The sequence below is a fragment of the Paenibacillus sp. UMB7766-LJ446 genome (assembly GCF_030226665.1).
GTDB lineage: Bacteria > Bacillota > Bacilli > Paenibacillales > Paenibacillaceae > Paenibacillus > Paenibacillus vandeheii.
In genome coordinates this window covers 586,261-607,003 of sequence record NZ_JASOYM010000004.1, presented here as the reverse complement: position 1 = coordinate 607,003, position 20,743 = coordinate 586,261, and the positions used below count along the sequence as shown (strand labels likewise).

At 44.5% G+C, this 20,743-nt stretch carries 13 protein-coding genes; 3 read left to right on the top strand and 10 right to left on the bottom strand.

Features of this window, described 5'->3' with window-relative positions; translation table 11 throughout:
• Positions 1 to 18: 18 nt before the first annotated feature.
• The 5 genes from QP794_RS13645 to QP794_RS13625 all read right to left on the bottom strand — a co-directional run bounded on the left by QP794_RS13645 (position 19) and on the right by QP794_RS13625 (position 11,698).
• Positions 19 to 5,574, bottom strand: a complete 5,556-nt coding sequence (locus QP794_RS13645; RefSeq protein ID WP_285077292.1) for a glycosyl hydrolase family 28-related protein — start codon at positions 5,572 to 5,574, stop codon at positions 19 to 21.
• A gap of 123 nt (positions 5,575 to 5,697) precedes the next feature.
• On the bottom strand, positions 5,698 to 8,457 hold the full coding sequence (locus QP794_RS13640) for an alpha-mannosidase (protein WP_285077291.1): 2,760 nt from the start codon (positions 8,455 to 8,457) through the stop codon (positions 5,698 to 5,700).
• A 64-nt stretch (positions 8,458 to 8,521) separates the two neighbouring features.
• Positions 8,522 to 9,340, bottom strand: coding sequence for a carbohydrate ABC transporter permease (locus QP794_RS13635; protein WP_024631711.1), 819 nt, complete (start codon positions 9,338 to 9,340; stop codon positions 8,522 to 8,524).
• A gap of 12 nt (positions 9,341 to 9,352) precedes the next feature.
• Positions 9,353 to 10,246 (bottom strand): carbohydrate ABC transporter permease, encoded by an 894-nt coding sequence (locus tag QP794_RS13630; protein WP_024631712.1) that lies wholly within the window; start codon positions 10,244 to 10,246, stop codon positions 9,353 to 9,355.
• 72 nt (positions 10,247 to 10,318) lie between these two features.
• Positions 10,319 to 11,698, bottom strand: a complete 1,380-nt coding sequence (locus QP794_RS13625; RefSeq protein WP_285077286.1) for an ABC transporter substrate-binding protein — start codon at positions 11,696 to 11,698, stop codon at positions 10,319 to 10,321.
• Between the two features lie 406 nt (positions 11,699 to 12,104).
• On the opposite strand from QP794_RS13625, the gene QP794_RS13620 reads away from it, so the two are divergent.
• Complete coding sequence (locus QP794_RS13620) at positions 12,105 to 13,220, top strand: GntR family transcriptional regulator (RefSeq protein WP_285077284.1); 1,116 nt, start codon at positions 12,105 to 12,107, stop codon at positions 13,218 to 13,220.
• 191 nt (positions 13,221 to 13,411) lie between these two features.
• Here the strand turns inward: QP794_RS13620 and QP794_RS13615 are convergent, their stop codons facing one another.
• A complete protein-coding gene (locus QP794_RS13615; RefSeq protein WP_285077281.1) occupies positions 13,412 to 14,326 on the bottom strand; it encodes a poly(ethylene terephthalate) hydrolase family protein in 915 nt (304 codons plus the stop codon).
• 245 nt (positions 14,327 to 14,571) lie between these two features.
• On the opposite strand from QP794_RS13615, the gene QP794_RS13610 reads away from it, so the two are divergent.
• Together QP794_RS13610 and QP794_RS13605 are read left to right on the top strand one after the other, a co-directional pair.
• Positions 14,572 to 15,153 (top strand): TetR/AcrR family transcriptional regulator, encoded by a 582-nt coding sequence (locus tag QP794_RS13610; protein WP_285077279.1) that lies wholly within the window; start codon positions 14,572 to 14,574, stop codon positions 15,151 to 15,153.
• Positions 15,154 to 15,177: 24 nt separating this feature from the next.
• On the top strand, positions 15,178 to 15,804 hold the full coding sequence (locus QP794_RS13605) for an HXXEE domain-containing protein (RefSeq protein ID WP_285077277.1): 627 nt from the start codon (positions 15,178 to 15,180) through the stop codon (positions 15,802 to 15,804).
• Positions 15,805 to 15,948: 144 nt separating this feature from the next.
• Here QP794_RS13605 and QP794_RS13600 read toward each other — a convergent pair whose 3' ends face one another.
• The 4 genes from QP794_RS13600 to QP794_RS13585 all read right to left on the bottom strand — a co-directional run bounded on the left by QP794_RS13600 (position 15,949) and on the right by QP794_RS13585 (position 20,712).
• Positions 15,949 to 16,971 carry a phosphotransferase enzyme family protein gene (locus QP794_RS13600; protein WP_285077275.1) on the bottom strand — a complete coding sequence of 341 codons (1,023 nt, stop codon included), beginning with the start codon at positions 16,969 to 16,971 and terminating at the stop codon, positions 15,949 to 15,951.
• 182 nt (positions 16,972 to 17,153) lie between these two features.
• Positions 17,154 to 18,377 carry an RNA polymerase sigma factor gene (locus QP794_RS13595; protein ID WP_285077273.1) on the bottom strand — a complete coding sequence of 408 codons (1,224 nt, stop codon included), beginning with the start codon at positions 18,375 to 18,377 and terminating at the stop codon, positions 17,154 to 17,156.
• 203 nt (positions 18,378 to 18,580) lie between these two features.
• Positions 18,581 to 19,987, bottom strand: a complete 1,407-nt coding sequence (locus QP794_RS13590; protein WP_285077271.1) for an outer membrane protein assembly factor BamB family protein — start codon at positions 19,985 to 19,987, stop codon at positions 18,581 to 18,583.
• Positions 19,988 to 20,163: 176 nt separating this feature from the next.
• A complete protein-coding gene (locus tag QP794_RS13585; protein WP_285077269.1) occupies positions 20,164 to 20,712 on the bottom strand; it encodes an NADPH-dependent FMN reductase in 549 nt (182 codons plus the stop codon).
• Between the last annotated feature and the right edge of the window lie 31 nt (positions 20,713 to 20,743).

Here is a 20,743-nt window from a genome sequence, read left to right as displayed (position 1 = left end):
TCGATCCTCCTGGAAGATTTAAGGCAAACGGTTGTACAAGCGATACAGTAGCACTGCTGTCTCAGCACGAGTCAGTGTATTTTCCGGATGGAAATAGCCATTACTGCCTTCCATAATGGTTGATCTGGTTAACGAATCAATGGCATCGCGGGCATAATTTTTGATCAAATGATTATCTTTATAATCATCCAGACTGGATTCACCTTCAGGAAGAGGCTGCATCCCGATAATTTGCATAGCTCGGTAGATCATAACCGCTGCTTCTTCCCGGGTAATTGGAGATGCTGGCGAGAACAGATCAGCGCCTGCGCCTTGAATGATGCCAAGCGTTCTGGCGGTATTCACGGACTGTTCGTAATAAACATGCTCGGGTACATCCGCGAAGCGTTCCACTTTGGTTCCCTGATCAGGCTGTAATTCCAGGGCATTGGCGAGCAACGTTACGAAATCCGCTCTGCGGATCATGGATTGAGGCTGATATTCTGCCTTTGACATACCACGAATGACCCCTTTGGACACCAGAACTTCGATGGCATGGCGGGCCCATGATAGCTGCTGTATATCCTGGAATGTTTGATCATCATGTGTAATTGCGTAAACTCCATTTTGCCGTGATTTGAAAAGAATTTGTTCCGATTTTTCATCAAACTTCCCATTCGGAATGGAGATCATTTGTCCGTCCTCCGTTATACGTCGCACTGCGAGTTTTTCCGGGTCCAGAAGTTCAGTTTCGTTAGGCTGATAAGGTAAACGTACTGTGATTGGCGTCATGGAATTTTGCCATTCAACAGATTTGCCATTCGATATCACAGATAATGTAATTGCAGGCCGTTCTCCGAAGTCTGATTTCATTTTGGCACTCCAATGGCTTTGGTCGGCCTTGCTTAGCTCCAAGGTAATGTTCTCGCCAAGCTTTTCTTTGGTATTGACGAGCAAACTGCTCGGAACCAGAAGTCCTCCCAATGCTGTTCGAATTTCCAACCACTGGGTAGACGATGTTTCCTGCAAAAAGCTCGATGGAAGTGTCAGAGCATAACCTTGAGCACCATCCACATATTCCAAATCCACAATCAGCTTCTTTTTCCCGTCCTGATCAGGAGTAATGCGCTTGAAGGCTTCCTCCATCATCTTGTTGGTGAGCTCGGCTGTTGCCAATGTAGCAGACTTATCCAGCTTGGGCTGGAGCTGCAATGTAGCCTTAGGAGTGGCAGGTGTTTCTTCTTTCTTCCCTCCAGTCGTAGAGCCTGCTCCAGCGCCTGGTTCTGATCCCGAACCCGAGCCAGGGTGTGGATTTGGTCCCCCGGGGTTTGGATTGGAACCTGATGTAAGAGCAGCGAGTCTCGCGAGTAATGAGGACTTCAACGTGCCGCCCGGTAGAAGAGTGACGAAGTTGGTTGCTGTATCTATAGAGGTAACATCTTTCTTTTGCTCCGCAGTACGAACACTCGCCCTTGCCGATTGCTCCAACAATGTCACGTAATCACCCGCAAGCAGATACAAGTTTCCGAATAATCGTGCATCTTTACTTGTACCGATCCCTCCATTAAACTCCATAAAACCTGATCGTCCTTCGCCGTCGTTTTCGTTGACAAGTAATGCAAAACCGATAGGTTTGTCAGGTTGGAATGAATATCCTTCCTGATGAAGTGCTGCAAAAGGCAGCGTAATTTGATAATGAGTAATATGGGTCGTCTCGTCCCGGGTAATATTTGCTGAAGCGGATTCCAATAATCCTGTAGCAACACCTTCCGGAGCTCTCCATCTCCATTTCGTGATGACACCTTCCTGATTCAGTGCAAAACCAAGCTCATTCACCTGTTTGCTGGCGGCCCCATCTTCTTTACCAAGATCAATACCCAGCTGCAAGCTGTCCCCCTGCCATATGTCACCAATAGTATTGGATTGATGGTGAACATCGTCCTTGACGTCTACCTTGAGTACCAGATTTTCCGAATCCCAACTTGCTTTAGCTTGAATACTGAGATCATTCGGTCCTCCCCAGCTTCCACCAACGCTGTTGTAATGCTCCGAACTGGACACCTCAATAAACGGCAATGTTCCAACAGCATCCTTCTTCGCAGCAAAGGATTGTGAAAGCTTGACTGAAGTGTCATAACGGAACCCGTTCTCAAGCGTTACTCTGAATTTGAGCAAGTCACTTGATATATAAGGAAGCGCCACATCCATGCTTTTTCCAATACCCAGCCCTTCAAAACGAACTGGCTTAAACATCCCACGATACACACTCGGCTCAATCAATTCGATCTGCCCTTTCAGCAAAGCCGCACCTGCAACATTCGTCAAAGTCAGCGTGCTTCCAGGTTCACCAGGTTTGGATGGATCATACCCCAGCTGATTCAGCTTGAGCCCTAAAGGAAACAGATTTGTACCCGTCACTTTTCCAGGAGGTGCCTCATTCTCAATTTGAAAACCGCCATTAAACAGGTTGTTGGATATCACCATCTTCTCTATATCTGGACCTGCAACTACATGATTCGTACGAGGCTGTTGAAAATAGGAATTGTAGAGGGTAATATCACCACCAATGGCATTAATGCCGATTTCACCAACGTTCGTGAAGTTGCCCTGCTGTATGCGGATATCTCCTCCGTGAATATCAAAGGACCTTGTTGTGTCTCCCCACATGGACGTATTGAAGAACACTGCTTTCGATCCAAAATCTGGCCCAACCTCCACGTAAACCTTGTCTGTTGTACTCATGGAAACAAGCTCTGTGTTGATAAACGAAAGACCTGCTGATCCCGCATGTTGTAATACGGCTCCCTTTTTGCTGCCATCGGTGCCATGACCAATAACGACAGCTTCGGGCCCTCTTCCGTTCTGTTCTTCAAAATGAATACCGTACTTTGAACCGTACACAAATGTATTGAAAATAACCTGATTGGTAACATCACCAATACGGAAAGCATCCAGATTCTCTTTTTGATAATTCCAAATCCGATTAAATTCTTCATCATTGGATGGATGATTCGGATAATTGTTCCGACCATAATAGTGCGGGTTGAACTGCACATTCCGCATATATCCCCCGTCAGACCCACCCCCAAGGTATATGCCTTCCTTGAGCGGAGAACCAGCTACATAATCGATATAATGACCGCTTGTATCATAAGTTCCGAAGTCGACAGCCTGATAGGGATTAACCAAGGTTGTATCGATCAGATATACGTTCTTCCCTTGGCCTTGCACAGTCCAGGCATAAGGCTTCACCGGATGGGCATCAGACCATGTTTGCTGATCGTAATAAACAGATAATCCGCGTAACCCTGCTGCCTCCTCCAGTTGAATGAATGCATCGGCATCTGGGTCGTTTTCTCCATAATTCGTGAAAATTACCGTTCCATTACCGATGGTATGATGGGGCACATCATAATTACCCCTCAGTTCCACAGCCCTTGGGACCACCAATGCATGCTCAACGCGGTATATTCCAGCCGGCATATAGACCGTTCCCCCACCTGCCGCCTTTGCATCATTTAAAGCTTGTTGTATCGCTTGGGAGGAATCAGCACTCCCTGTGTTATCAGCTAGATAGGGCTGGCTCACCACGTTAAACAATTCACGAGTACCTGGCTTGGGTTGTACAGCAATGTCCACAGAAGGAACGTCAGGGATGGTTTCCAATACCAAACCTTCTTCCTGATGGATGTTCAGTTCCGCCGATGTACTTTGGTCGTTCACCGCAAGATTGCCTTCATATCCGGAATGAATGGCATTAATTGTTGCCACATCTCCCTGAAGAAGCAGATGCCGATCTGGCTTGGCGAAGGTAGAACTGCCCAGTATAAGCGAACCACTCTTGGCAACGATGGCATAATCTCCGCTTCCTTCACCCCAATTCTCGAAGGAACTACTCTCAAAAGACAGCGTTCCACGCCCTTCATTCACAACCGCATGTTTGGGCTCCCCGCCCACCGTAACGCTGTTAAACTGGGCAATGGAGTGAAAACCTTCCGTTGCATAAATGGCAATAGGATTCTGACCAGCACTAGCTTCGAATTGGCTGTCCGTCACCAGCAATCCATAATCATTCACACCTTCTATCTTCAGCGCTACATTGCAATCGTCGATCTGGATCTTGTACAGCTGCGCATTGGCTGTTTCAAGGCTGCCTGTTCTCGTCGTAATTCGTATTCCTGTTTTATAACCCGAAATATGAATATTCGACATGTACTCCCAATCCGAGCGTCCCATTACGATGCCTTCTGACTGCTGTGTCATATATTCACGCAGTTGTGTCCGTTCAGGAGCTCCTGGCAAACCTGAGTTCGCCCATACATCCGGGGACAGGTGAAGCTCCTCCAGTCTCCCAATGTCTGTTGTGAAATCCAGAAAAATACCGGTTTTCAACGTGGTGCCGTATACATCCTTCACATAATGAAGTTCGTTCCATTCCGGGCCAATCTTAATCCCCTGGTACGCATTGACGAGTGTTACATTTTTCACCGTGGCACTGTCACCAGGTAGTTGCTCCATCGTCCATGGATAGGCCACTGGATTATTCATATTCTGCTCGGGATACCAGATAGATAAATGTGTTACCCCACTTGAAGGCTCCAGCTTAATGAAGCTGTTCCCGTTAGATTGACCTTTGCCACCATATACAGCAAGGATCGTTCCTTTGACTAACCCGTCATGCTCATCGGGATTCCCCCAATTTCCGCGAAGCGTAACGCCTGTTGGAATAACCAACTCTCCCGTTAATTTATAGGTTCCGGATGGCACGAACACAACTCCGCCGCCTTGATTTCCCGCTATTGCCAGCGCTTCCTTGAACGCTTGAGTATCGTCTGAAACTCCGTCCCCTATTGCTCCATAATCGGTTACGCTCCGATCTGCAATGACGATATCTGATGTAGGGAATTCCGTTTCATAGACCTTGGTCTGAGCACCCGCCTGCTGCTGAGGTTGCTTATGGACGGTTACTTTGGCCAGTTGAAGTTCCGGATTGTTGGCTGGTGCGCCTGCGCCGCTAACCCCGATTCGAAAATCCGCTTCATGCGTGCGGTTACCGAAATTGGCATCGCTCAGCTTGAAGGTATGCGTCTTCCACGTTCCCGTGTTTTCATACCGAAACAAAGGGGCATCCTTGAAACTGGATTGCTTCGAATCGTATTGGAGAACCATTGAGCCACTACCGTTATCGTAATATTCAACAGTAACGAATACGTCCTGATCGGTATTTTCAAACAGATACTCATCCGCAACATTGAAGTAAAAATACAGGATATTATCCGCCGGATTCGATGGATTCACTGTCTGATTGGTTTTCCAATACGCCTTGCCGTCAAGCGTCCCCACTTGAAGACCTGCTGGAGGTCCATCGCCGGGACGAGCAGTTATACCCTGCTGAACAGGGGCTTCTCCGAGCGTTATACTTACCGAGTCAGAAGACACATCATTTAGAGGATCATCTGCTTGTTCAATATGATCTTCCCTCTCTGCTGCCGCGTGTGTGGTTGCTGGTGTGATGTAAAGTCCCGAACATAGCATGACAATCGTCAACAGCACTGAAATAATACATCTGGCACCTGACCTTAATCGTTTGTTCACAATATACCTCCCATTAACTTGATCATGTAATCAAGCTGCACGAAAACAGGGTTGTCGTATGTGGAACATGATGCATCCGTTTTCAATCCGCAGCAGTGGAGAGAACTCTCTAAACTGACTTGCTTATATGAAACTTGTTGTGGGTTGAATGCCAATCGTCTGAATTTTTGCTGATCCCACTCCCAAAACATAATGTCCATTATCAGCTGCCTTTATGGCTTCACCTTGCTCTTCAACAATGGTGCTTTCGTACACTTCCTTAGCTTTAAACGTAGGCATTACATTCAGTGAAGTGGTCTCCGATGATACATTGAACACCCTGAACAGCAGGTCATCATTGGCCTCGCCCCGTTTAAGTGCACTAAATGCGAGATGATCGCCCTCCCATTGCAAAAACTCGTGGGTAGCGGGTAACGTGCCACCGTGTACACCTGTCTGTTGAACGGTCCAGGGTACCGGGAATTGGTACGCTTGCACATAAGCATCGGACTGAATAATATCCAGATCATGTGAGATGAGCTCCATTTCCAGGATGTGCTGTCCGAGACATTGGGCCTCAGGTGTTGCAAATACGCCCCAATCTCCAAGCTCACGAACACCGCGCAGCAGTGTCACAGCTATGGTGCTCTGATTAGCCAACACTTCATATTCATTCAGACCTTTATTCGCAATCGTCAGCCCTTCACGACCATTACTGATGCTGACAAACGCGTTTTGATGCTGTGCATTGCTAGGATTGCTCCATGCTGCTTCCGGCTGTATCGGACGCTGCGCCAGTTCATAAATAGAGTCAACGGTAACGTGACTTGCTTCGAGTCCGGTTTGGAACAGCATGCGAATACGATGATCCTGAACCGTGTTATCGATATAGCTTTTAATGCCAACGGAACGACCCGTTTTTTCAAGGCTCAGCTCTGTACGAATGGTCACTTCCCTAGTATCATCAAGCCGCCGGGATTTCCGGTAACGAAACGGAACCATGGAGCGGATCTCTTCATCCAGCAGTTCATCTGCGCCGACCGGGAGCTTCCAATTATGCACGATCTCATAAACGGCTTTAAGAGGTGTATGATGCACCAGCATAATTTGGGCAGGCATTCCCTTCGTAGTCAGCGGTGCTTCCTGATCCGGTTGTCTGTACATGTACTCATTTCCGATATCCCCGGTATCCTCATAAATGCCAAGCCCTGTATAATTACTACCGTTCACTTTATCCAACATAGTAAACGATCCATCCCCCGCAATCTCGACACGCAGATAAGCGTTTTCCATCACTTTATCTCCTGCAACAAGTTCAAGGCTTATTGACTCATTTGCCACAGTATCTGCAATGGCACTCTGAGGCACAAGCGCAAAAGTATGATATGCAAAACCCGGGATGTTCTGGACGTGAAGCTCCACATCCACTTGATACGCCCAGTATGGTTGACGGAACCGGTTATCCGGCAAATCATATCCAAATGTCGGTCCAACAGATGTGATTACGGCTTCCACTTGCTGGCCTTCCGCGTTCAATACCACCCATTCGTTCGGGTTAAAGGCTTCATATTCATGCTTGAATTCCTGATACTTTTCATGCGGAGGCTGGTGATCGAAGTAACGTCGCTCAACGTCCATCCTCGCTACAATTACATTGGATCGAAGATGTCCCGAAGTGTTAAATACTACAAAAGGTAGCGCAACATCTGCGTCAAAGTCAGAGGTATCCACGGATTCAGCTATACTACGAGCACTCTGAACCGATATAGCTTCAGCCACTTCTTGCGACTTGGCAAATCGAGTCATCATTTCCCTGTGGACTTCGTCCACACTGCATCCGCAGATGCTGTCATGAGGATGATTTTTCAGCAGCGTTTTCCAGGCATATAACAGCTCATGCTTCGGATAAGTGCCTGTGGACAGAGAGGCCATGACTGCCAGCGGCTCAGCCACTTTCTCCAGTAACGTCTGGCTTTTTACATTTTGCTGCTTGATATATACCCTTGCTGAAGCTGTATTTACAAGTGTGATCCAGCCGTCGGTCCATTGGCTTCGAAGTTCACCACGAATGACGTCCAGCGACTGTGGTTTCGCTTTTTGCAAAGCCTGAATGTATTCAGGAAAGCTGGATTGACGAAACGTCACATCTGGCATAATCTCGGCGGCCGTCTTTAACGCTTGTGTCAGATCCTTTTGGAGCGGCTGATGGTCACATCCGTTCATGAACAAAAGTTCCGAACTTGAAGCAAACTCTTCTGTCGCAGCCAGCTTTTCGGCCCAGTAAGCTTTCGCCTCCCCAGGTTCCACCGGGATCTCCATGCCATTGTTGTACCAATTGGCGAACAGGATCGCCAGTACACGAGTACCGTCGGGTGATTCCCAATACATCTCCGAGTATTTGGAGGTATGTTCATTGCCAGACTGAATCTCGTTATTGAACCCGACCGGCTTTACTCCCCGTCCATATACAGCTACCTCAATACCCGCCTGACTAATGAGCTGTGGTGCCTGGCCCATGTTGCCGAAGGAATCCGGGAAATATCCGATTTTGGCATATCCCCCCATTTGTTCAGAGGCTTGAATACCAATTAACAGATTCCGCGCATTAGCTTCACTGCTGACGAGGAATTCATCTTGAAGGATGTACCAGGGACCAACGATCAGCTTGCCCTGTTCAATTAACTTGCGGACCTGATTCGACCGATGAGGCATAATTTCCAGGTAATCCTCCAGCACAATAAATTGCCCATCCAGGTGAAAGCTCGTAAATTCCGGGTCTTTTTCAAACGTCTCAATTAGATCCTCCATAAGCCGAACGAGTAACATTCGGTGCTTCTCGAAGGATAGATACCACTCCCTGTCCCAGTGAGAATGTGCGACAATATGCGCGGTTTTTGTAGTCATTCATTTCATTCCAATCTTGTATGATTTAGTTGTTGTGTATTTGCTATAACGCACCATCAAAAAATTACATTTTCACGGAACCCACCGTCATTCCCTTGACATACATCTTCTGCATGAACGGGAACGCTAGCAGGATTGGAATGACTGTAATTAAAGCCCCAGCCATGAGTTCATTCCATTTCTTGAATGAAGAAGAATCCAGATACATGAGTCCCATCGGCAACGTAAACATATCCCGGCTATCCACGATGATCATAGGCCACAAAATATTGTTCCAGCTTCCGATAAAGTTCAGAATGGCAATGGTTCCGATCGCGGGCAACGCCAATGGCAGATAGATTCTGTAGTAGATTTTAAAATTGTTGCATCCATCCAGTACGGCACTCTCGTATAGCTCATGTGAGATCGTGCGGAAATAACTGGTGAATAGAAAAATGGCGAATGGTGCAGCACCGTTAATCATGGGCAGGATCATACCAATGTACGTGTTCTGCAAACCCAGATTAGTCATGTTGATATAAAGCGGAATCAATGTCGTTACACCTGGAACGAGCAGTAATGCAATAAACGTGTAGTAGATAAATTTTTTGCCCCGATAGACAAATTTGGCAAATGAATAAGCCATCATGGTATAGATGAGAATGACACCTATAATTACGACTGCACTTACGATCACGCTGTTTATAAAAAACTGATAGAAGTTCAATTTATTCCATACGTCCCCGAATGTGGACCACATCGGTGCGGCTTGTGGAAACGGACTCTGTGGATTGGCTAATGCATCCTGTGATGTCTTCAGCGAAGTGCCGATCATCCAGACAAAAGGATACAAGCAGGTCAATCCGTACAAGATTAGAATGATATGCTTAATATATTTGACCATGTGCCCCTCCTTTTAGATGTCTGCCTTGAATGAGCGAATACTGAATATGGCGATGGCACCTGTAATCAGGAATGAAACCCACCCAATTGCGCTGGCCAGACCATAATCATTGTTGAGGAAAGCGGTACGGTACACGAGTGTACCAATAACTTCCGAACTGCCAGCCGGGCCGCCGCCTGTCATGATGAACACATTCTCAAAGGCCTGGAATGCCCCGTTCACCATCTGAATGACGGCAATCAGCGTGATTGGCTTCAGTAACGGCCAGGTAATTTTCAATATCATGGTTGTTTTCTTGGCACCATCCACACTTGCCGCTTCATAGAGTGTTGGATCAATCGAAGTCAGACCAGCGTAGTACAGAATCAGTGTTCCTGGCAGACCACCCCATATCGATGTCAAAATAATACCGAGTAAGGAAGTGGACGAACTCCCAAGCATCCCACCAGGTACAGCTAGGAAATCCAAGCCCATCCATAGGAAGAGGGAGTTGAATGCTCCACTTGGTTCAAACAAGCCTTTCCATACATAAAAGATAGCTACGCCTGATGCGATCATCGGCAGAAAATAAATCGTCCGGTACCAAGTTGCTGCCTTCGTATTTTGCAGTACAAATGCCAGCACTAGTGCGATCGGAACGACGACCACAACCTGTGAAACCGCAATGATCAGATTGTGCAGAACGGCATTATAGAAATTTCGGGTTACAATCGGATCATCACCCAGCAGGAACTGACGAAAATTCGCCAAACCTTCAAACCGTGCGGTGGAAAAATCGATCCCGGACCAGTTATAAAAACTGAGCATGATCGAGAATCCGACCGAATACACACCGATGGCAAGAAACAAAAGCACACCGGGCAGTAAAAAAAGATACGGCATCCACTTATTTCGACTTTTTATCATGATCAATCACCTTTTGCTCTCAATTTGGCAATCGGGAGACCCTTGCGGGTCTCGCCAATTACTTTGGTTGTCCTAGTTCCCGCTCGCTTTCAAACTTTCCATGGTGTCGTCGAACTTCTTGGCGACTTGTTCAGCAGTCATCTTTTTCTCGATCATGGATTGCATGGACTGGGCATACACTTCCCACTCTTTATGCTTGCCACGATACGTATTAATCGCCGGTGAAGCTTGGCTGTATGGACCTGGCTCGGCAGCGAATGCATCTGAAATTGATTTCAGGTTCGGATCCAGATCCTTGGCACGATCACCCAAGTTCAGCGCAGGTACGGTATATGCCGCATTGGCAAAAGCAACGGCAGCATCCGGATCACCCGTCAGGAATTTAATGAAATCGAGCGCTTCAGCCTTGTTCTGCGAATCCTTATTCACCGACAACATCGTTAACGTGAATGGATCAGTTGTCCAGCTGTTCATTTTCGATCCTTCAAGCGGTGGTACAGGGAAGGTGAAAATATCGTCAGGACTCATTCCCATAGCGAGTAACGTAGACATCGTGAAGGAACCACCAAGATCGAAAGCGGCTTTGCCAGCAGCAAAAGCCTGGTCTGCTCCGTCAATATCCGTTGATAAAATTCCCGGCATAAGCAAATCCTTATTTGCCAATGTCTCCATCGCTTTCACAACCGGCAGATTGGAAGGGTCGCTCAGTTTGGATTTTCTTTCGAGCAGATCAATATAACCCTGAGGTTCGTTCAGCATGATGGACAGTGCCGAACCGGCCCAGTTTTCCCATAGGTCAGGCAGCTTTGCACCAAATACAAGCCCAGGAGTGCCTGTTTTCTCTTTGACGGTCTCCATCATTGTGACGAATTCTTCCCACGTTTTTGGTGCTTCCACTGTCAGCCCTGCTTCTTCGATCAGCTTCTTGTTTCCATAGAAAGTAAAGAATCCTCCGATATCGAGCGGCAGTCCGTAGAACTGACCAGTTTTCAATGACTTTTGAATCGTAGTGGCATTCTTGTCTTCTTTCCAGGAGTCAACCTGACTTTGCGTAACAATGATCGGGTCCATTGCAGCACTGTAGTAACTGTTCAACAGCTCATCATCCACTTCACCAGACAGTTCAAGCACCGAGTTCTCAATGGAATCTCCCGCCGTTGCCCACCAGTTGACGATATCCGGCAAATTTTTGGAGTTCGCTGCTGCCTGGAACTTTTGGCGGTACGTATCATCTGGTGTAAAGGTCTCCAGCTTCACTTTGATCCCCGTTTTCTCTTCATACAATTTTGCGGCAGCTTCAATTCCTGGCGTGTAAGCAACCTTCCACGTCCACATCGTAATCTCCTTACTCGAATTGGATTCTGTTCCTCCGGATTGCGCATCACCGCAAGCGCTTACAATGAGTGAGAAAACAGTTAACAAAGTAACGATCATGCCTGCTCTTTTTTTCATCCTGCAACCACCCTTATCTTTGAATTTTGATCATTCCTAGCTTAATGAATATTTCACGGCAACCAATTGGCATTAAGAAACGCTGCACCCCCTTTTTGAATTCAGGAACATGTGAGATAAAATTCGCGGCATTGATAAGATTGTGAAGGCTTGGTGGAAACGCTTTATCCAACAAACTTTAAAAACAATATAAACAACATACTTTTACTTGTAAATGTTTATTTTTAGATACAACTAAGGGGGACAATTTCTAATAAATTGTTTATTTATAAGGTTTTTTCATCAAAATTGTTCATAATTTTAATCTTCTTGTCTTACTCACTTGATATTGATTTTTAGCACTTGTATATGTTGTATTAATATAATATATTTAGAACGAACTAATAGTGAATGGAGATAAAATGCGATGGTGAGAACCTTCAAGCCAATGTACAAGAAAATCGAGACATATATCATTGACCAGATTCGAAGCGGGAATTGGAAACCAGGGAGTAGAATTCCTTCCGAAAATGAACTGGCTGAACAATTCAGTGTGAGCCGTATAACGGTGAAAAATGCGCTTACCGCTCTAGTCGATAAAGGGGTGGTCTACCGACTTCAAGGTAAAGGCACCTTTGTTAACGATCACAGCCCGGAGGAAATTCGCAACATCACTTCAGCGGTTAAAGAGCAGCTCACAGTGCCAACAATCGGGTTCCTTCTCCCCCGTCTCGACAATCGGTTTACCGCCAATCTGCTGAGCGGAATTGAGGACACCCTTTCAGAGAATGGCTATCAATTGTTATTCGCCAAAACAAATGATTCACAAGAGACGGAGATTATCAAAATCCAGGAAATGAAACAGGCAGGTGTCAAAGGACTAATTATCTATCCCGTTGAGGGTGAGCACTATAACAATGAGATTCTTGCGCTTACGCTAAATCGCTTCCCCCTTGTCCTGTTGGACCGCAATCTAAAAGGGGTGGAGACCAACTCTATCAGCTCGGACAACCATGAGGCGGCTATTCAAGCAGTTAACCATCTTCATGAACTTGGGCATAGTCGAATTGGCTTTATTTCCACTCTAGCTGAGGGCACATCGAGTATTGAGGATAGATTGCATGGATATGAGAAAGCCTTGGAGGACCGTCATATTCTGATTGATCGGAGTATACAGATGACACGTCTGGCCATGAGTGACAGTGATGAAGAGGTTATCATGATGATTCAAAAGTTTTTACAGGCGAATCCGCAGATGACAGCCCTTCTTTCCTCCAATTTCAGCCCTCATGTTATTCAAGCGGCGATGCAGATGGGGATCTCTGTACCCGAAGATTTATCCGTCGTGTTCTTCGATGATGTGGAATTTCCGGAGTTTTGTATTATTCCACCCACGGCTGTGGTCCAGCAGGAACTTGAGCTTGGACGTGAAGCGGGCAGAGTCATCCTGAAACAAGTGGAGAATCCGAGCAGCGAGTACCTTCAGGTTAAGTTACCCACGATGCTTATTCCCAGACAGTCAACAGCAAAGGTGAAATCATAGAAACCTTCGCCTGAAGTTAAACAAGCTCAATTTTCTGAAAACGTTTATAGTAAACGAATGAAATCTACTTTTTTGACAGTTGCAGTGTGCATTAAACTGCGATTTATTACCTCTACATGATGTTCAGTTCATTTATTGAAGAAGGACCCTTCCCATTTCGGGAAGGGTCCTTCGAATGATGTGAACGATAACTATTGCAAATTTGCGGAAGTAACGTCCTTCCAATGATCATTCGTTTCTATTTCAGCATTATTGCCAACAAAAGCACCCCTTGCCTCCGAATCATCCATTAATTGATATCTCATCCAAGCTGTCAAATAACCTCGATGTTGACCGCCATCCTGCTCTATCGCTGTATGCGCAGCGCCCTTAGCCATAGCCATTAAGGCCGGAAGATCCGGGTTGGCATTACGTAAGGCCAATTGGTTGGAATCTGACGGGGAGATGATAAAATCTCGGGTCCCTCCCATAACAAAAAATGGAACCTTCAGCGCTGAAGTATTATACACGTCCTCTGGATCACAATATTTCAGCTCGGGCAGAGCAATGGATACAACCGTTTTGATGAGATTACCGTTCTCAAAATTCGTATGAGCATTAATGACGCCCGTTGATCCCTGCGAATGCCCTGCCGCACCGACCCGATCTTTTTGAATCCTGTGATAGAACGGACTGACCGTCGCTTCATTTTCACTGAGCATATATTCAATGGCAGCCATAATTTCTTTGCCTGTGCCCGTGGTTTGGCTGTATGTATCGATGACAATAAATCCCCAACTGGCCAGGTGTCTTAACAACTCATCATAATTATCAGGCAAAGCTCCCGTTCCGTTGCCCCAAGCAATGAGTGGGTGCGAGACATCCGTTGATTGCGGAGAATAAATTCTGTACAGCTTCTCGCCATGATCGTCCTTGATCTCCATTGTATCTACCTCGGACGTACCGGGTAGAGCATATCTCTCTTCTACACTTCCGGTTTCGAAGGTAGCTGATACCGAATTTACGAGGATGAAGGATAGTGCACAAAATGCAGCGATCAAAATAACGACAACACCTGTTATCCATAGAAACCACTTGCTTCGGATTACCTTTTTCACTTGTGGCATACAATCTCCTCTCACATTAAAGCGGGATATCCCTAGGTAAACATACCACAGGTATAGCGCTTTTAGTTCAACCAAACGAGAAAGTTAAACATGTTCTAAAATACTCCAATAAGATTCCGGTATAAAGTCTCTTCATTAATGGTCAATAATTTCCAAAAACGTGTCTTGCAATATTGAGAATAAGTGCTAATATGAGTTTAAACAACGTTTAAAACATTGTTTAAACTACTTGTAGGAGGGTTACTATGGAACCAGACAAAAAAAGTGAAACCAAAGAAAAGATCATGCAAGCTACGCTGGAGTTCACCAAACAAAATGGCTTTGAAAGCATCACCATACGAAAAATCGCTGAAGCCTCCAGTACAAATGTCTCCCTTGTTAATTATTACTTCGGCTCCAAAGAAAATCTAATTAACGAATCTATTAAAATGATTCTGAATAGCTTTCAGCATACCTTTGCCATACTTGATGAATTTTCCATACCCGCCAGAGAACGACTAAAGCAGTTTTTGGTGAATTATTTACAAGTCATCCGGGAGTATCCCGAATTGTTATCCAGAATTATTCTCATGGGTTCAGCAGACCTCGCTTCTCAGCAGGAGTATGGTTCATTTTTAAATGTAATGGGATTTCCCAAAGTTCAAAATACGTTAAAAGAGTTAACCGGAGAACAACAACCGGAGCGACTGACCACAATGATGACGCAAATTTTTGGGGCGCTTTTTCTCCCAGCACTAATGAGTCCTATTCTGGAAAAAGGAGCCTCTGTGAAGATCGCACCGTTAGATGAACAAATTGACTTGCTCTTTGAAAAATACTTTCATTAAAAAACATTTTTGGAGGTCATTCAGATGAACATGTTACGAAAACATTGGCAGGACTTGGGTTTGATCATTGCATTACTTGTATGCATTTATGTCACTATGAATTGGGGAACGTTGCCGCGTGTTAACAGCATTTTATGGTTAAGCTTTGTTGCCATACTCCTGCATCAATTCGAAGAATACCGTTGGCCGGGTTATTTTGCAGGCTTATTTAATAAAGTTCTGTTCCATAGTGATGCACCTGAGAGATATCCGCTAAATCAGCAATCAGCTATGATTATTAATCTGATTATCGCCTATGTATTTTATTTGCCGGCTGTATTCTTCCCTTCCGTTGTATGGCTGGGTCTGGCTCCTATATTAATGGGATTTTTCCAGATTATTTGGCATGGCATCTTCGCTAATATAAAAACAAGAAGCCTGTACAATCCCGGATTGTTTTCAGCGATATTTCTGCATTTGCCCATTGGGATCTGGTACATAAAATATGTCTATGAACAAAATATATTAACACCAACAAATTGGATTTTGAGCACCATTTATTTTGTCGTAGCTGTGTATGTATTAATTGTGAAAGGTAACATGTGGCTTAAAAACAAGAACTCCAGTCATCCATTTTCACAGAAACAAATAGGACCTTACACTAAAAATTAAATCTGTTACTTCTTATAACTTCATGAATACATGGATATAATCGAGCAATATAAGATGATGCGCTGATTTCAGAATGTTTATTCCGGTGATAGGTGTGTATCTTGTATTGCTCCGTAACGATCTGTTTATGTAAAAAACCACCATTTAGGTGACTTCTTGCACTTCTATCCCATTGAAGAGAAATGGAGCATTCATTAAATATTCTCTGATACATGCTTGTGCGTACGGTTGCTCATCTATTATTCGTGATGTTTCTCTAGGGTCGGACGAATGATGGCTGTAATTCTCAATCATGCACATGATAAAGAAACTTTCCAGAACTTCAACATAATTTGATGGGAGTGACCTTACACTTTCATAACCTCTGATGAACTCCCAACGTTGTGCGGGGAAAAGCCCTAAAATCGTGCTTGCTATATCGTAAAGATAATATCCATAGCCACATCGGCCAAAATCAATTGGATTAGGTTGTTCATCGTTGAACACGATGTTACCAATATGTAAATCTCCGTGGATGATTCCGTAATGCTGTGGATTCTGATCCAGGTCTGCAAGTTGGGATAATATTTTACGGGATGCTTTCTGATACGTCTTCCATGCCTGATCGGATAAAAACCTTGTGTAATAACGTCTCAGCTTGGCCATATCAACTTTAAAACTTTCTTCGCCCCATGTGGGCCGAGCAAAATCAACAGATGGTACAAAACGGGCTGTTGCTTCATGGAGATTTGCGGCCATAGAGCCCATACGGTATGCACAACGTTCATTAACCTCATTTCCGTCTATATGCTCTCCGTCTACCCAATTCATCATCGTAACATAAAAGTACATTCCCGCTTCTTCTGCCTCCATGAACAAAACATACGAGCCATCGCGACTCACTACACCCTGAGGTACGTGGAGATTATTGGATGTGCCCAGTGATTGAAGCAAAGTAAGTTCTGAACGGATAGCCTCTTTACTTAGCCGATTGGAATGAATGCGAAGTAAATAGCTTTTCGATGGAGCTGTATCGATTTTGTACGTGATGGTATCTGACAACTGAATGAAATGTATACAATCCCATGCTAATTCATACTGATTTAATGCTCTTAGACAAACACTTCTCGCCTGAACGAGCAAACTTTGAAGTTCTTCATGTGTCCCATTTTGAAAAAATGTCATCATAAGCCTCCTCCATAAATATCCGCAAGCGAATCCCAGCTACAACGAATTATACGGAATAGACCATTGGAGGCATATATAACAAACGATTATAAAACATCTATTACATAGAAGCTTGCTCTCAAAGGACATCTCAACACAAAAAAGCCCGGTTCATCACCGGGCATACAATTAAAAGTATAAGGTTATATTTGTATATATTTCGCCCATTCCTCATGCAACTCAGTCTCGCTACATTGAAAGATCCCTTCGAAATCTTGAGGATTACGGATCAGTTTGTTTAATGCATCTATTCCGTATCGCTCAACCACAAATTCCACCATCATATAAGAAAACTGAAAGCCCTTCATCGTTTCAAAATCCCACGTATCGTTATTTAATTCATCAAAAGATGGAATGGTCTGGTTGCGAATGCTATCTTCCGTCGAACCTTTAATAAAATCTTGGGACATCTGCTTAGCTTCATATCCACCAATGCCCTGTCTGATCCATTTCGGTGCTGCAGGATTAATATCGCTGATTAGCCACATGGCGAACAAGTGGACTGTGCCTTTCAGAATGGATTGATACGTATGCTCCGGTCCAGGGTTCAATGGAGAGACAATTTTCAGAGTACGCCCTTCATATGTGCCCATAAACCAATTGGGGGCATCAGTTTCTCCGACAGCTTGATGGAACGTTGGCAAATCGGGATAAATTTCAATGACTACTTTTTGTGATGGACGATGTTTGTATTTGGTAGACACTCGTTCAACACTACTGTTGAGTTCATCGAACAAATCTTGATGCACTTTCTTCGTACGATCATTCGTTTCGTGGCTTACACCTTTATTTACAATAGAAATCAGGTCTTGAATAGACATGATGGCAATGTCCCCCCACTCTTTCAGTTCTTTTCTTAATTTCTCCAAAGCCCGGTATAGTCTGTTCTTTACTGCACTCTCCCGCCTTCCAACAATCTTGGATATTTCAGGCAAGGTGCAGTCAACGAAAAAGCGTAAAGCAATAATTTCTTGATCAATCTCATCCAGCTTTTGTAACGCGGAGCCAATATCAATTCGGATATCAACATGTTTCGTAAATTCAAGGGAGATGGATTGCGATTCATAATCTGTAAAGTCATAAGGAGATTCTTTTTGTCGCGATAACCTGCGATATTCGTTTTTCACCGTATTCTGAGCAATCTTAAAGATCCAGGTGAATAAATTTGAGGACCCTTTAAAGCTATGAATGTTTTCGACCGCTTTCAAAAACACCTGTTGGGTCAAATCATCTGCAACCAACGGATTCAATTTCAGTGAGAAGTATTTACTGATTCTTTGACGATATTGTTCATACGTGTTCTCAAAGATGGTGATGCTTTCCTGTTCATCCGGATAAACAGGTTTCGTGTCATGAGCTCCTGACATGGTGGTGAACCTCCTCTTGATTTACATTTAATTAGACACCGGAGGAAGCGAAAAAGCCACGCATGAGGAAAATTTTTTTTGGCTTCTTCGCCGCTTTAGTATGAATGCTGCTTTTATGAAGATGAAAAACAAACAAAGGCAGCCGTTCGCACTGACCGGCTACCTTTATTCTTTTCTTTTATGGAAACACAACTAGTCTTTGCTTATCTCAGCGATGCGGGCAGCTTTACACCGAGGAGTTTACCCTCCGCCTGTATTATGATCATACCGTCTATCTTCAGTGTCGCTTCGTGTAAATCTGCCCCGGTGGTTACCCGAAAGACCGGTGTAGTAGTCAACATATTAATCCCGAACATTGTTCCGTTACGCTGCGTCCGGTACATTCCTTTGCCGTACACGCTAATCTGAGCAACAGGTGCGTCGCCATACCACTTGATTTCCTGTCCATTCACCAGCTTGATGCCCGCTAGTTCACCCGTTGTTTCATTTTTGTATATCAGCCTTTCCTGCACGATACCAAGCGACACCCCGTTTTCTTTATAAAAAGGGCGAGGATAAGTCCGAAGCGGATCCGCATTAGATGTATATTTGTCGAAGTTGTATTCCGCTACCCGATCTCCTTGTTCAATGTATAACTTTCCATTGCTTGCAAATACACTCCCATACCCATAGTCATATGGTGGATCACCGTTCATTTTCCAGTTATATTCAAGGCTCCCCTTTTGTACGCCAGTGTTGAGGTTATAGGCATTTACACTCACTTTACGTTCCGGTTTTGATTGATATTCTGTCAGTCTGGAAGAATGATAATCAACCGAATACACGAGACCGTCTTTAATTTGAAGTGCTTCTCCTTGACCGAAATCGTCCCATAACTTTTTGCCTGTCTTCTTGTCATATGCATTTAGTTGGATGGACGTAAGTGCCCCCTGTACATAAAAGGTTCGAAGCACGACGCCATTTGATTCCTCCAGGTAGTCGGTACCGTTTCCTTCACCAAGCGGCTCGTCAGCCCTCCACTTCAGCTTTCCCGTCTTCATATCAAATGCAAATGTTGTACTACCTTGGATAATATAAAGCGTATCACCAGTTGGAACTAACATTTCTGTACGATTCAGTGTATCGATCCAGGTGGATGAGCCTGATTGCCATATCGCTTTTCCTGTCTTCGCGTTCAAAGCATAAGGCTTATGATCCCCAGTGAGACCGTAAATGACATTATTATGATAAACAACATAGGGTGTTAATCCTTTTCCGTAAGACCATAGACGTTTGCCTGTCTTTGCATCCAATGAAATCAGTTTGCTATCGGCGAAAGTGAATACCTTACCCTCTTCTGCTACTGCCTGATGACCAATATAAGGTTCGTTCATATTCAAATAATTGTCCACTTGTGCAGTCCAGGTAGGCTTAAGTTCGGGTACCGATATCCCCATATAGGAATACCAGTTGCGTACCGAAACATCAGGTGCGTCTGCATGTGCCTGAGACAAAATTACTGCGTTCCCCCCCAGAGCAAGAAGCCCCACAGCTGTAAGGCTTGCGACGATACAGCGGAATAGTTGTCCTTTCAAATTCGTAAACTGTTGATTCTTTTTCGTTTTGAGCATAATACCCTCCATTGTAATGGTTTCTACATTAGTTACCTTTAGATGTGTATTTCTAGAGAGCTATCGCCTATAATCATTATGAATATAACGCATTGAATTGCTTAATAGTTACACTCTTGTTAAACGACTCAAATTGATTTCAAAACAAAAAAGCCGCCCAATTGGCGACTCCTTGTTCAGTGGGAAGACACTTTTAATTGAGTCTGCATGAAGACCAGTTCTTCAGCCAATTTTTCCAGCCGACTTAGTGCTTCCGTATCTTTAATGTTATTCTGAGTATCAAAATGATCACTATTCAAATAAACATAGCTTGGGGCGACATAGGAGCGGAAAAAGCCGGCAATGGGCTTTAATTGATTTTCCACAACCAAATAATGCTGATAGGTGCCCCCGGTTGCTATAAAACCCATCACTTTATTGTAAATGCTCTGCACTGGCAACAGGTCGAATACATTCTTTAGTACACCTGTCAGAGAGGATTGATATATCGGTGTGCCGATTACGTAAAAGTCGGCATCAATCAATTTTTGAACCACCGACTGGGTGTCTTCATTATAATCCTCCAATTTGCGGCCATCGCAAAATTCGATCCCTTTATAATCTCTTAAATCTATGAGTTCCACTTCAATTTCTGGATGATTATTTTTCACGAATTGGAGTACCGTATCCACACCCACTGGTGTCTTTGATCCAATCAACGACCCGGACAATCCTATTAATTTCACAACATAACCTCCAATAAGTCGTAGTCATCTG

Excerpts from the sequence above, each read along its gene's own strand:
- QP794_RS13640 (WP_285077291.1), bottom strand. The coding sequence starts at position 8,457 with ATGACTACAAAAACCGCGCATATTGTCGCACATTCTCACTGGGACAGG.
- QP794_RS13635 (WP_024631711.1), bottom strand. The coding sequence starts at position 9,340 with ATGGTCAAATATATTAAGCATATCATTCTAATCTTGTACGGATTGACC.
- QP794_RS13590 (WP_285077271.1), bottom strand. The coding sequence starts at position 19,987 with ATGCTCAAAACGAAAAAGAATCAACAGTTTACGAATTTGAAAGGACAA.
- QP794_RS13620 (WP_285077284.1), top strand. The coding sequence starts at position 12,105 with ATGGTGAGAACCTTCAAGCCAATGTACAAGAAAATCGAGACATATATC.
- QP794_RS13600 (WP_285077275.1), bottom strand. The coding sequence starts at position 16,971 with ATGATGACATTTTTTCAAAATGGGACACATGAAGAACTTCAAAGTTTG.
- QP794_RS13610 (WP_285077279.1), top strand. The coding sequence starts at position 14,572 with ATGGAACCAGACAAAAAAAGTGAAACCAAAGAAAAGATCATGCAAGCT.
- QP794_RS13605 (WP_285077277.1), top strand. The coding sequence starts at position 15,178 with ATGAACATGTTACGAAAACATTGGCAGGACTTGGGTTTGATCATTGCA.
- QP794_RS13625 (WP_285077286.1), bottom strand. The coding sequence starts at position 11,698 with ATGAAAAAAAGAGCAGGCATGATCGTTACTTTGTTAACTGTTTTCTCA.
- QP794_RS13595 (WP_285077273.1), bottom strand. The coding sequence starts at position 18,377 with ATGTCAGGAGCTCATGACACGAAACCTGTTTATCCGGATGAACAGGAA.
- QP794_RS13630 (WP_024631712.1), bottom strand. The coding sequence starts at position 10,246 with ATGATAAAAAGTCGAAATAAGTGGATGCCGTATCTTTTTTTACTGCCC.
- QP794_RS13615 (WP_285077281.1), bottom strand. The coding sequence starts at position 14,326 with ATGCCACAAGTGAAAAAGGTAATCCGAAGCAAGTGGTTTCTATGGATA.